The following is a 12,769-nucleotide window of genomic DNA, read 5'->3' on the forward strand; positions in this document are numbered from 1 at the left end:
CGACGCCGCCATGGTGCGTGCAACGGCCCCCGCCATCCTGCCGGGTAGCGGCGGTCTGCGCGGCGCTCTGTCGGACCTTTTCTGGCGCAAGCCGAAGGTCCTGTTGCTGCTCATGCTGCTGCCTCCGGTTTTGTGGCTGGGCATCGTCTATATCGGCTCGCTGTTTGCGCTGCTGGCGCAGAGCTTTTTCTCCATCGACGAGTTTTCCGGCCTCATCAACCGCGAGTTCACGCTCAAGACCTATGGCGATCTGTTCCAGGCCGCCAATCTCGACATCATCCTGCGCACGGTGACGATGGCGGCTCTGGTCACGCTGGCCTCGGCCGTCATCGCCTTCCCCATCGCCTACTACGCGGCGCGCTATGCGCGCGGCCGCTGGAAGGCCTTGTTCTATCTCGGCATCATGCTGCCGCTGTGGTCGAGCTATCTGGTCAAGATCTACGCCTGGAAGCTGATCCTGGCCAAGGAAGGCATCCTCACCTGGCTGCTCGCCAAGCTGCATTTGTTGTGGGTTCTCGACGCTTGGCTGTCGCTGCCGATCGTCGGCGGCAATTCCCTGTCGGTATCGTTCACCGGCACCTTCATCGTCTTCGTCTATGTCTGGCTACCCTTCATGATCCTCCCCGTTCAGGCGGCGCTCGAGCGCGTGCCCGGCAATCTGGTCGAGGCCTCGTCCGACCTCGGCGCTTCACCGGGACAGACCTTCCGCAACGTGCTGTTTCCGCTGGCGCTGCCGGGCATCGTCGCCGGTTCGATCTTCACCTTCTCTCTGACGCTCGGCGATTACATCATCCCGCAGATCATCGGCACCTCGCGTCTGTTCATCGGCCAGGCGGTCTATTCGCAGCAAGGCACCGCCGGCAACATCCCGCTCGCCGCCGCCTTCACCGTGGTGCCGATCGTCATCATGGGCTTCTATCTCTGGAGCGCCAAGCGCATGGGGGCCTTCGATGCGCTCTGATGGTTCCCAGTCGGCTCCGCTCGGCCTGAAGATTGCCGCCGCCTGCGGGCTGCTGTTCCTGCACCTGCCGATCCTGCTGATCTTCGTCTATGCCTTCACCACCGAAGAGAAGAGTTTCGTCTGGCCGCCGCCAGGGCTGACGACGCAGTGGTTCGCCGTGACCTGGAACCGGCCAGATGTCTGGCAGGCGCTGTCGCTGTCGGTCAGGGTGGCCGCGATTTCGACGGCGATCGCGCTCATCCTCGGCACGCTCTGTTCGGCGGCGGTGTCGCGGACAAGATTCTTCGGCCGCGAAACCATCTCGCTGCTGGTCATCCTGCCGATCGCGCTGCCCGGCATCATCACCGGCATTGCGCTGCGCTCGGCCTTTTCGCTGGCCGACATCCCGTTCTCGTTCTGGACGATCGTGCTTGGCCACGCCACCTTCTGCGTGGTCGTCGTCTACAACAACGCCGTCGCCCGTTTCCGCCGCACTTCCGGTTCGATGATCGAGGCCTCGATGGATCTCGGCGCCGACGGTTTTCAGACCTTCCGCCATGTCGTGCTGCCCAACATCGCCACGGCGCTGCTTGCCGGCGGCATGCTGGCCTTCGCGCTGTCCTTCGACGAGGTCATCGTCACCACCTTCACCGCCGGCCAGCAGCAGACGCTGCCGATCTGGATGCTGGAAGAACTGATCCGTCCGCGCCAGCGCCCGGTCACCAATGTCGTTGCCATGGTCGTCATGCTGGTGACGTTGCTGCCGATCCTTGCCGCTTATTACCTCAGCCGTGACGGCGACCAGATCGCTGGAAGCGGGAAATGAAAAACAGCGAATAGGGAGTAGCGAATAGGGATCATCGACGGTCAAACCCTACTCGCTTTCAGCTACTCGCTACTCGCTTCTGTAAAGGGAGAAACCTTATGGACACCCAGATGCTGATCGGCTCGAAATTCGAGAAGGGCACCGAGACCGAGGAGCCGATCCTCAATCCAAAGACCGGGGCGACCATCCTCAACCTGCCCGAGGCTAGCCAGGCGCAGATCGAGGCGGCGGTCACTGCTGCCGAACAGGCGTTCGTCTTGTGGTCGCGCACCACGCCGGCGCAGCGCTCCGGCTATTTGCTGAAGATCGCCGACCGCATCGAAGCCGACGCGAAGGAGTTCGCCACGCTCGAGGCGCTCAACTGCGGCAAGCCGATCAACGCCGTGCTCAATGACGAAATCCCGGCGATCGTCGATTGCTACCGCTTCTTCGCCGGCGCCGTCCGTTCGATGCCGGGCGTCGTCGCTGGCGAATACATGCCCGGCCACACCTCGATGGTCCGTCGCGATGCCATTGGCATCGTCGCTTCCATCGCGCCGTGGAACTATCCGCTGATGATGATGGCCTGGAAGCTGGCGCCGGCGATCGCCGGCGGCAACACCGTCGTCTTCAAACCGTCCGAGCAGACACCGCTGACGGCGCTGAAGCTGGCAAAAATCCTTGCGGACATCCTGCCCGAAGGCGTCGTCAATGTCGTGCTCGGCCGCGGCGACAGCGTCGGCAACACGCTGATCAATCATCCCAAGGTCAACATGATCTCGATCACCGGCGATGTCGCCACCGGCAAGAAGGTGCTGCAGGCGGCCGCCAAGTCGGTCAAGCGCACGCATCTCGAGCTCGGCGGCAAGGCGCCGGTCATCGTCTTCGACGACGCCGACCTCGGCGCCGTGGTCAACGGCCTGCGTGCCTTCGGCTATTACAATGCCGGCCAGGACTGCACCGCCGCCTGCCGCATCTACGCCGGCAAGAAGATCTACGACAAGCTCGTCGCCGATCTCTCCTCGGCCGTCTCGACCATCAAGTACGACCGCCCCGACGATACCGAAAACGAAATCGGCCCGCTGATCTCGCGCCGCCAGCGCGACCGCGTCTCGAGCTTCGTCGAGCGCGCCTCGGAACTGAAACACATCGAGATCACCACCGGCGGCAAGCCGGGCGAGGGCTCCGGCTTCTATTACCAGCCGACCGTCGTCGCCGGCGCGCTGCAGGAAGATGAGATCGTGCGCCGCGAAGTGTTCGGCCCGGTCGTCTCGGTTACTCGTTTTTCGGAAGTCGACGAGGCGGTGAACTGGGCCAATGACAGCGACTACGGCCTGGCGTCATCCGTATGGACCAAGGATGTCTCGCGCGCCATGGCGACGGCCGCCCGCCTGCAATATGGCTGCACCTGGATCAACACCCACTTCATGCTGACCAACGAGATGCCGCATGGCGGGTTGAAGCAGTCCGGCTACGGCAAGGACATGTCGCTCTACGCACTGGAGGATTACACCGCCGTGCGGCATGTGATGGTTGCGCATGGCTAGTTTTGCCTTCTCCCCTCTTGTGGGAGAAGGTGGATCGGCGCGTAGCGCCGAGACGGATGAGGGGGTGTTCCAGCTTGACGCCAGCTTACCCCTCACACGGGTTGCCAACCGATTTGTGAAGGACAAATCGGGGCAATCCGGACCTCTCCCACAAGAGGAGAGGTAAGACCGCAGACCACTACTCCACGATGCGATAGATATTCCACAGGCTGGTGCCAGACACGACATAGGGCTCGATCTCCTTGCCCCATTTCGCGTGCGCGTCGATCTTGCCGATCTTGGCGAAGAACGCCTCCAACTGGGCCAGGCTTTCGACCTGGTGATGGGACTCGACCGTCGCCTCCCGCGCGCCGATCGAACCGGTCATGATCTGGAATTCCAGCTCGTCGAGGCCGACCTGTGACCCGATCTCGCGTTCCCATTTCTTCAACAGATCGAGCACGGTCTGCTTGTGTCCGAACTTGGCGTCGATCTGCCATCTGGCGCTGAACATCGTCTTCTCCTCCAGGTTTGCGGCCCAGGCCGCGGTTGATCCACGGTTGTTGATCTACTCGTCCCAGGCCTGCACGACGGTCTGTCTTGCGATCCGACCGTTCTTCAGCTCCAGCATCGCTGCGCAGAACACCTTGGTCCCGTCCGGATAGGCGCAGGCCTGGGTGAAGGCGAGGCTGTCGCCGTCGGCGATGGTGGTGTCGACCTTGTGGGTCATCGCCCGGCTGCAGATGTCGTCCCAGAATGTGGTGATCGCGGCGCGCCCGCGGATTTCACGCGGCTTGCTCGGCGGGTTGTTGCGGTCGATCACCCGCACCAGCGCGTCTTCGGCATAGAAGCTCGACAGCATCTTGCCGTCACGGGTTTCGATCGCCTTCTTGATCGCGGCGCCGTCCACTGTTTGGGTCTTGGTCAGCATTTCATCCTCCATTGGCCCGTCTTCCGACCGGGCGGTTGATGGTCGATGTGCCGTCCGGCGCTCATCGCCGGGCAGTGGTTCTTACTGCGACTTCGCCTTGACGGCCGCGAATACGTCGTCGGTCTGCTTCTTGAAGGTCGTCAGATCGACCTGGCTGCCGTTGAGCATCGTCGACCAATGGCGCACGATGGCGGACATCGCCACCGCCTCCTTGATCTCCTCGTCGCTGGCGCCGTTGAGCTTGGCCGCCTCGGTGTGGAAATAGATGCAGTACTGGCATGGGATCTGCGCCGCGACGGCGAGGCCCAAAAGTTCCTTGGTCTTGCCGTCAAGCGCCGTCTTCGGGTTGAGCTGCACGCCCTTAATCTCGGCCCAGGCGCCGGCGACGGCCACATCCGGCAGGGTCTTGAACATGTCCGGCACCGAGCCGAGCGTTGCCTCGATGTCCTTGTAGGCGGCCGCCGCGGACGCGTCCTCGGCCTTTGCGGGAGAGATGGCGAACAACGCGCCAACGCTTGCAGCAATCACAAGCAATTTGAGTGTCCGGTTCGACTTCAGCATTTCCTCCTCCGTTCGCAGCGCCTTTTCCAGCGACATCCGCCTAGCCTGCGTGGAGAGAATTGATAGCGCTTACCCGCCCATGGCCGCTTCGCCCGAAAGCGCCATGGCTCTCATGGCCCGTGCGGGCCAGGGTGCCTGGCCGAAAACGCCGCCGCCGCCGCCCGCGACGGCAGATCCAGCTTGAGCAGTATGTTGGCGACATGGCGCTTGACCGTGTGTTCGCTCAGCCGCAATTCGGCGGCGATCGCGGCATTGCTCTTGCCGTCGGCGACGAGGCTCACCACCTCGCTTTCGCGCGCCGTCAATGCGGCCGGCTCGGCGGTCTTGGGTTTGGGCCGGCAGGCGGGTTCCAGATGCTGTTCGGACGTCGCATGGACCAGCGCCAGCGGCTGCTCCAGCTCGTCGACACTGATGCGCCCGGCGTCGGTGAAATGCAGGCCCGACCCAGCCGCCAGATCGGCGATCAGACGCGACGCGATAATGTCGCCGCGGCCGGCATGGGCGGCCAGTTGCATTGCCACCCGCGCCGTCGTCCCAACGGGTGGACCGCGCACTTCGATCTCGCCGACATGCGCCCCTTGTGCGCTTGCCACGCCGATTTCCTGCGCCGCCTCGCGCAGCGCTGCCGCGCAGCGTATGGCGCGTGCCGGGCCGTCGAAGCGCGAAATCATCAACTCGCCATGCAGGCCCACAGAGCGCCCGCCATGGCGCCCGACCAGCAGCCGCCAGGTTTCCTGGAAGCGTTGGCTGCGTTCGCTCCACATCCGGTCGCCGAGCCGTGCCGTGTCGTAGATGCGTGTCACCAGCAGTGCGGCCAGCACGCGGTCTACTTCGCCCACGGCGCGTTCGCCGGTCAGGAATTCCTCGATCAGGTCGGCCACCCCATCGACATCGCCGGTCCAGATCGGATGGTCGCGTCCGGGACTCTCGACCAGCCGGGCGCCGGGGATCTTCTGTGCAAGGAAGCGGCTGGCATCGGGGTCGACCCGCGCATCGTTGCGGCGATGGATTACAAGCGTCGGCGCGCTGATCACGCTCAGGATATGGCGGATGTCGACGTCGGCGTTCATGCGGGCCAGCGCCGCCGCCGCCGTCGGGCTCGCCGACAATCGTTCGAAACGTGCCCACCACTGGGCGAAATGCGCGTCGTCGACCCGGCTCGGCGCGAAATGGGGCAGCGTGGCGCCAGTGCCCCAGGCTGTCTCCGCCATCTCGATGAAAGCGTCGAGGCGTTCGGGCGACATCACCCATTTGTGGAAATGCGCATAGCCGCCATAGAGCGCCAGCGCCCGTGTCCGCTCCGGATAGGTGGCGGCGAACAGCATCGCCATCGGCGCGCCTTCGGAGGAGCCGAGCAGCGCCGCACGACCGCTGCCGGCGGCGTCCATTACCGCGCGCACATCGTCCATCCGCGTCTCGAGACTGGGCAGGTTATGCGCGTCGACACGGTCGGACAGGCCGGTGCCGCGCTTGTCGAACAGGATCAGCCGAGAGAACGCCGAAAGCCGCTTCAAGAGCCTGGTGTAGCCCTCGTCTTCCCAGTGCAGGTCGAGGTTGGAAATGAAGCCCGGCACGAAGACGAGATCGAACGATCCCTGCCCGACCACCTGATAGGCGATCCGCACATCGCCGCTACAGGCGTATCGCGTCTCGATCGGCCTCACGAGATTTCCACCCCGGCCTGACGATTTCTGGTCGTCAAACCATAGCAGAACAGCGCAGATTGCGGCAGCTTAAACTTTAGCGATTGTGAATGTAAGCTGGCGCGGCTTGGCGGCTATTCCTGCGAGGCGGCGACGTCGGCAGGGGAGGGCTTGAGCCCGAGTTTGAGGTCGGCCGCAGCCGGCGTGATCGGTCGCTTGATCCTGGCGGAGGCGGCCACCACCAACTCGTTGAAGTTCCCGGTGCCGTCGTCCAGCATTTCGAAGAACTGCCGCCGCATCCTCGGCTCCCAGAACTTGTTGATGTGCTCGGCGACGCCGGCAATGCCTTCCTCGCGCGGCTTGGAATGGAAGAAGTCGGCGATCTGGTTTGCCATGCGCACCAGCTTCTCGGCGGTGCTCATAATGTGTTCTTCGTCATGCGACATGCTTGGCAACTCCGCAAACCACCCGGTCGGGGTGGGTGAAAATATCAAAATCGTCGCCGCGAACCAGCGCCACCAGCGTCATGCCGGACTCTTGCGCCGTGCGGATGGCAAGGGCGGTCGGCGCCGAGACGGCGATGATGAAGGCCGAACCGATAGAAGCCGTCTTCTGCACCATTTCGACCGAAACCCTGGATGTCACCACGACAGCACCGGATGCACCATCGATGCCGGCTTTGGCCAGCGCACCGGCCAGCTTGTCGAGCGCGTTGTGACGGCCGACATCTTCGCGTGCCATGACGATGCCCTTACCAGGCACATAGAAGCCGGCGGCGTGCACGGCTCCGGTCTCGGTGTGCAGCGGCTGCACTTTCGACAAAAGCTTGACCGAACGGACGATATCGTTGGCATCAAGCGTAAGCTTTGACACACCAACCGCGTCGACCGAACGCATCGCTTCCTCGATCGATTCGATGCCGCAGAGCCCGCAGCCGACCGGACCCGCGAGCCTTCGCCGCCGCGCTTCGAAGCGCGTGTTGGCTCGGTCCTTCAGCCGGATCTGGATGTCGATGCCGGCGCCATGGTCCTCGACCTCGATGGCTTCGATCTCCTCCGGCGCAGCTACAATGCCCTCGGTCAGCGAGAAGCCAAGCGCGAAATCCTCGAAATCGGCCGGGCTTGCCATCATCACCGCATGCGTGGTGCCGGCAAAGGAGAACGCCACCGGCGTCTCTTCCGGCACCATGCGGTTCGCCGTAGCAGTGCCGCTGGCGCGGTGCGCCAGCCGCGATACCTGCGTCGTGGCTTTGCGCCGCGCGCTCAAGGCTACTCCGCCGCCTGCAAAGACGCGATGCGCCGGCTCTGCTTGGCTTGCTCGTCATAGTCGCGCTGCCATTCCGACGGCCCATTGGAGGCGCCGACCTGCACCGCCGTCACCTTGTATTCCGGGCAGTTGGTCGCCCAGTCGGAGAAGTCGGTGGTAATCACGTTGGCCTGCGTGTCCGGATGGTGGAACGTCGTGTAGACCACGCCGGGCGACACCCGGTCGGTGATCAGCGCGCGCAGCGTCGTCTCGCCCGAGCGGCTGGTCAGCCGGACCCAGTCGCCGTCGCGCAAGCCGCGGTTCTCGGCATCGTGCGGATGAATCTCCAGCCGGTCCTCCGAATGCCACATGCTGTTATCGGTGCGCCTGGTCTGCGCGCCGACATTGTACTGCGACAGGATGCGGCCGGTGGTGAGCAGCAGCGGGAAGCGCGGCCCCGTCCTTTCGTCCGTCGCCACATATTCGGTACGGATGAACTTGCCCTTGCCGCGCACGAACCCGTCGATATGCATGATCGGGGTGCCGAGCGGCGCCTTCTCGTTGCAGGGCCATTGCACGGACCCGACACGGTCGAGCAGCTCGAAGGAGACGCCGGCGAAGCTCGGCGTGGTCATCGCGATCTCGTCCATGATTTCGGAGGGATGCTTATAGTTCCAGTCCAGCCCGATCGCGCGGGCAAGCTCCTGCGTCGCCTCCCAATCGGCGTAGCGCGCCTTCGGCTCAAGAACCTTGCGCACCATGTTGATGCGGCGCTCGGCGTTGGTGAAGGTGCCGTCCTTCTCCAGGAAGGTCGAGCCCGGCAGGAAGACATGGGCGTAGTTCGCCGTCTCGTTGAGGAAGAGGTCGTGCACGACGACGCATTCCATCGCGGCAAGGCCGGCTGCGACATGCTTGGTGTCGGGATCGGACTGCAGAATGTCTTCGCCCTGGATGTAGATGCCCTTGAAGCTGCCGTCGACGGCGGCGTCCAGCATGTTGGGGATGCGCAGGCCGGGTTCGTCGTCCAGCTTCACGCCCCACAAGGTCTCGTAGATATCGCGCACGGCTTCGCCGGAGATGTGGCGATAACCGGGCAGCTCATGCGGGAACGAGCCCATGTCGCAGGAGCCCTGCACGTTGTTCTGGCCGCGCAGCGGGTTCACGCCGACGCCGGGCCGTCCGATGTTGCCGGTGGCCATGGCGAGGTTGGCGATTGCCATCACAGTGGTGGAACCCTGGCTGTGTTCCGTCACGCCCAGGCCGTAATAGATGGCACCGTTGCCGCCGGTGGCGTAGAGGCGGGCCGCCCCGCGGATCAGCTCGGGATCGACGCCGGACAATTTGCCGACGGTTTCGGGGCTGTTTTCCGGCAAGGCGACGAACGATGCCCAATCCTGGAACTCCGTCCAGTCGCAACGTTCGCGGATGAAGGCTTCGTCGAACAAGCCCTCGGTGACGATCACATGCGCCAGCGCCGTCAGCACGGCCACATTGGTGCCGGGCTTCAGCGGCAGGTGGTAATCCGCTTCGATATGGGCCGACTTGACCATCTCGGTGCGGCGCGGATCGAGCACGATCAGCTTGGCGCCCTGGCGCAGCCGCTTCTTGAGCCGCGAGGCGAACACCGGGTGAGCGGAAGCCGGATTGGCGCCGATGATGACGGCGACATCGGTGAAGTCGACGGAATCGAAATCCTGCGTGCCGGCAGACGTGCCATATGTCTGGCCGAGCCCGTAGCCCGTCGGCGAATGGCAGACGCGTGCGCAGGTGTCGACATTGTTGTTGCGGAAACCCTGCCGCACCATCTTCTGGACGAGGTAGGTTTCCTCATTAGTGCAGCGCGACGAGGTGATGCCGCCGATCGCGGTGCGTCCGTACTGGTATTGGATGCGGCGGAATTCCTTGGCGGTATGGGCGATCGCCTCTTCCCAGCTTACTTCGCGCCACGGATCGGTGACCTTTTCGCGGATCATCGGCGACAGGATGCGGTCCTTGTGGGTGGCGTAGCCATAGGCGAAACGGCCCTTCACGCAGGAATGGCCGTGGTTCGCCTTGCCCTCCTTGTAGGGCATCATGCGAACGACTTCGTCACCCTTCACCTCGGCCTTGAACGAGCAGCCGACGCCGCAATAGGCGCAGGTGGTGACGGCCGAGCGCTCCGGCAGGCCCTTGGCAAGCACCGTCTTCTCACGCAGCGCATCGGTCGGGCAGGCCTGGACGCAGGCGCCGCAGGACACGCATTCCGAATCGATGAACGCCTCGTGCATTCCCGCCGAAACCCGGGATTCGAAGCCGCGTCCCTCGATGGTCAGCGCAAACGTGCCCTGCACTTCTTCGCACGCCCGCACGCAGCGCGAGCAGACGATGCATTGCGAGGCATCATAGGTGAAATAGGGGTTGGATTCGTCGCGGGCGATGTAATCGACTGCCAGCGAGCCATGGCCGGGCGCCACGCCACCTTCCGGCTTGACGTGGTTGCGGCCCTCGATGCCGTAGCGGTTCTCGGTCAGGCCGATCGACTTCGCCACCGCGTCGAACTCGCTGGCGCCGGTTCCGGCCTGTTCGTTCCAGCCGGTCGGATGGTCGGAGACGTAGAGCTCCATGACGCCACGGCGAATGGCATCGAGCCGCTCGGTCTGCGTGCGCACGATCATGCCTTCGCCGACAGGCGTCGTGCAGGATGCCGGCGTGCCGCCGCGTCCTTCGATCTCTACAAGGCAGACACGGCACGAACCGAAGGAGTCCAGCATGTCGGTGGCGCAGAGCTTCGGGATCTCGACCCCGCCCTCCATCGCGGCACGCATGATCGAGGTGCCTTCCGGCACGGTGATGCTGCGCCCGTCGACGTTCAGCGTGACCTGCTTCTGCGCCTTCGATTGCGGGGTTCCGTAGTCGATCTCTTCGACGAGGGAGGGGAAGTCGGCCTTGATGTTCATCTGCCAGCTCCTATTCGGCAGCCACGCGCACGGGCGCGGGCTTGAAGTCGTCGGGGAAATGGGTGATCGAGCTCATCACGGGGTAGGGCGTGAAGCCGCCCAGCGCGCAGAGCGAGCCGAATTTCATCGTGTTGCAGAGGTCGGTGACCAGAGCGAGGTTCTTCTCCGGCTCGATGCCCGCGGCGAGTTTGTCGATGGTCTCGACACCGCGCGTCGAGCCGATGCGGCAGGGCGTGCACTTGCCGCAGCTTTCGATGGCGCAGAACTCCATGGCGAAGCGCGCCTGTTTCAGCATGTCGGCGGTGTCGTCGAACACCACGATACCGGCATGGCCGATCAGCCCGTCCTTGGCCGCGAAGGCTTCATAGTCGAATGGCGTGTCGAACAGCGCGCGCGGGAAATAGGCGCCGAGCGGTCCGCCGACCTGCACTGCCTTGACCGGCCGGCCGGTGGCCGTGCCGCCGCCGATCTCGTCGACGATCTCGCCAAGCGTCATGCCGAAAGCGGCTTCGAACAGCCCTGCAAATTTGACATTGCCGGCGATCTGGACCGGGATCGTGCCGCGCGAGCGGCCCATGCCGAAATCCTTGTAGAAGGCAGCACCCTTGTCCATGATGACGGGCACAGAGGCTAGGCTGATGACGTTGTTGATCACCGTCGGCTTGCCGAACAGCCCCTTATGCGCCGGCAGAGGCGGCTTTGCGCGTACCATGCCGCGCTTGCCCTCGAGCGAATCGAGCAGCGCCGTCTCCTCGCCGCAGACATAGGCGCCGGCGCCGACCCGGATCTCCATGTCGAACGCGTGAGGGGAACCCAGCACGCTGGCGCCAAGAACGCCGGCCTTGCGGGCGATCTCGACGGCCTTGTTCATCGCCGCCACCGCATGCGGATATTCCGAGCGGACATAGACGAAGCCCTTGGTCGCGCCCGTGGCTATACCGGCGATCGTCATGCCTTCGATCAGCACGAAGGGATCGCCCTCCATGATCATGCGGTCGGCGAAAGTGCCGGAGTCGCCTTCATCGGCGTTGCAGACGATGTATTTGCGGTCGCCTGATGTATCGAGCACCGTTTTCCACTTAATGCCGGTCGGGAAGCCGGCGCCGCCGCGCCCGCGCAGGCCGGATTCGGTCACCTCTGCGACGATGGCGGCAGGCGTCAGCGCCAGCGCGTTCATCAGTCCATTCAACCCGCCATGTTTTTTGTAGGATTCGAGCGACAGCGGATCCGTGACGCCGCAGCGCGCGAAAGTCAGCCGCGTCTGCTTGGCCAGGAAGGGGATCTTGTCCGGCGCGCCCAGCCAGCGTTTATGATGGCCGCCGGTAAGGAAGCCGCTGTCGAACAGGCTTTTGACGTCGGACGGTTTGACCGGCCCGTAGGCGATGCGTCCGTTGGCTGTAGCGACTTCGACCATCGGTTCGAGGAAATAGGCGCCGCGCGAACCATTGCGCACGATCTTGGCCTCGATGCCGCGCTCGGCGAGTTCGCCGGCGATCGCCTTGGCGACCTTTTCGGCGCCAAGCGCCAGCGCACCGGAATCGCCGGGAATGTAGATACGCGGGATCATGAGCGCACCTCTGCAACGATCTCGTCGAGCTTCTCGTCATCGAGCCGTCCGATCACCTCGCCATCGAGCATGGCGGCGGGCGAACAGGCGCACAGGCCGAGACAGTAGACCGGCTCCAGCGTCACCGAACCGTCGCGGGTCGTTTCATGAAAGCCGATGCCCAGCAGTTGCTTCAACTTGGCGGCGATGGCATCCGAACCCATGGACTGGCAGGATTCCGCCTGGCAGAGCTTCAACACATGCCGGCCTGCCGGATGGCTTCGGTAATCGTGATAGAAGCTGACGACGCCGTGCACCTCGGCCCTGGAAATGTTCAGCGCCTCGGCGATGACCGGCAGCGCATCCTTGGGCACATGGCCGAACTCTTCCTGGATGCCGTGGAGGATCGGCAGCAAAGGGCCTTCGAGCCCCTTCATCTCCTGGATGATCGCGGCCGTGCGCGACGTAATCTCGGTACTTGCAGGCTGCATTGTCATGCAGCGCCCTCCCTATCGTAGCGACCCACGCATATCGGCCAAAAGCATCAAGCTGTTTTGGAACAACGACATGCGCGTGCCGCTTTATCGCTAAGTGCTTAAGAAACCAGAGAAAACCTCTGAAATCAATAAAGCGGTT

General features: G+C 63.9%; 12 protein-coding genes. 3 read left to right on the top strand and 9 right to left on the bottom strand.

Annotated elements, in window-relative coordinates; genetic code table 11:
* Nucleotides 1-10: 10 nt before the first annotated feature.
* The 3 genes from P3C39_RS18620 (at nt 11) to P3C39_RS18630 (ending at nt 3,292) form a co-directional block, all read left to right on the top strand.
* Complete coding sequence (locus P3C39_RS18620) at nt 11-961, top strand: ABC transporter permease (RefSeq protein WP_275954211.1); 951 nt, start codon at nt 11-13, stop codon at nt 959-961.
* Nucleotides 951-1,766: an ABC transporter permease gene (locus P3C39_RS18625; RefSeq protein ID WP_013528021.1), complete on the top strand. Its 816-nt coding sequence runs from the start codon at nt 951-953 to the stop codon at nt 1,764-1,766. The genes P3C39_RS18620 and P3C39_RS18625 overlap by 11 nt, the downstream gene beginning before the upstream one ends.
* Before the next feature lie 98 nt (nt 1,767-1,864).
* Nucleotides 1,865-3,292 carry a gamma-aminobutyraldehyde dehydrogenase gene (locus P3C39_RS18630; protein WP_275954123.1) on the top strand — a complete coding sequence of 476 codons (1,428 nt, stop codon included), beginning with the start codon at nt 1,865-1,867 and terminating at the stop codon, nt 3,290-3,292.
* A gap of 178 nt (nt 3,293-3,470) precedes the next feature.
* Here P3C39_RS18630 and P3C39_RS18635 read toward each other — a convergent pair whose 3' ends face one another.
* From P3C39_RS18635 to P3C39_RS18675, 9 genes are all read right to left on the bottom strand, one after another.
* Nucleotides 3,471-3,785: a hypothetical protein gene (locus tag P3C39_RS18635; protein WP_013528019.1), complete on the bottom strand. Its 315-nt coding sequence runs from the start codon at nt 3,783-3,785 to the stop codon at nt 3,471-3,473.
* A 54-nt stretch (nt 3,786-3,839) separates the two neighbouring features.
* A complete protein-coding gene (locus P3C39_RS18640; protein WP_024503372.1) occupies nt 3,840-4,202 on the bottom strand; it encodes a nuclear transport factor 2 family protein in 363 nt (120 codons plus the stop codon).
* A gap of 81 nt (nt 4,203-4,283) precedes the next feature.
* Nucleotides 4,284-4,763, bottom strand: a complete 480-nt coding sequence (locus tag P3C39_RS18645) for a carboxymuconolactone decarboxylase family protein (RefSeq protein WP_013528017.1) — start codon at nt 4,761-4,763, stop codon at nt 4,284-4,286.
* Nucleotides 4,764-4,873: 110 nt separating this feature from the next.
* Nucleotides 4,874-6,427 carry an alpha/beta fold hydrolase gene (locus P3C39_RS18650; protein WP_275954122.1) on the bottom strand — a complete coding sequence of 518 codons (1,554 nt, stop codon included), beginning with the start codon at nt 6,425-6,427 and terminating at the stop codon, nt 4,874-4,876.
* 113 nt (nt 6,428-6,540) lie between these two features.
* Nucleotides 6,541-6,852 (bottom strand): formate dehydrogenase subunit delta, encoded by a 312-nt coding sequence (locus P3C39_RS18655; protein WP_013528015.1) that lies wholly within the window; start codon nt 6,850-6,852, stop codon nt 6,541-6,543.
* Nucleotides 6,842-7,672 carry a formate dehydrogenase accessory sulfurtransferase FdhD gene (gene fdhD, locus P3C39_RS18660; protein WP_224673745.1) on the bottom strand — a complete coding sequence of 277 codons (831 nt, stop codon included), beginning with the start codon at nt 7,670-7,672 and terminating at the stop codon, nt 6,842-6,844. Before fdhD ends, P3C39_RS18655 begins: the two co-directional genes overlap by 11 nt.
* A gap of 2 nt (nt 7,673-7,674) precedes the next feature.
* The gene (gene fdhF, locus P3C39_RS18665) at nt 7,675-10,587 is read right to left on the bottom strand and encodes a formate dehydrogenase subunit alpha (protein WP_024503375.1); all 2,913 of its coding nucleotides are present in this window, start codon (nt 10,585-10,587) and stop codon (nt 7,675-7,677) included.
* 10 nt (nt 10,588-10,597) lie between these two features.
* Nucleotides 10,598-12,154 carry an NADH-quinone oxidoreductase subunit NuoF gene (locus P3C39_RS18670; protein WP_064995764.1) on the bottom strand — a complete coding sequence of 519 codons (1,557 nt, stop codon included), beginning with the start codon at nt 12,152-12,154 and terminating at the stop codon, nt 10,598-10,600.
* Nucleotides 12,151-12,630: a formate dehydrogenase subunit gamma gene (locus tag P3C39_RS18675; RefSeq protein ID WP_023811689.1), complete on the bottom strand. Its 480-nt coding sequence runs from the start codon at nt 12,628-12,630 to the stop codon at nt 12,151-12,153. Before P3C39_RS18675 ends, P3C39_RS18670 begins: the two co-directional genes overlap by 4 nt.
* Nucleotides 12,631-12,769 lie beyond the last annotated feature (139 nt).

This window comes from Mesorhizobium sp. XAP4, from assembly GCF_029269325.1.
Classification (GTDB): Bacteria; Pseudomonadota; Alphaproteobacteria; order Rhizobiales; family Rhizobiaceae; genus Mesorhizobium; species Mesorhizobium ciceri.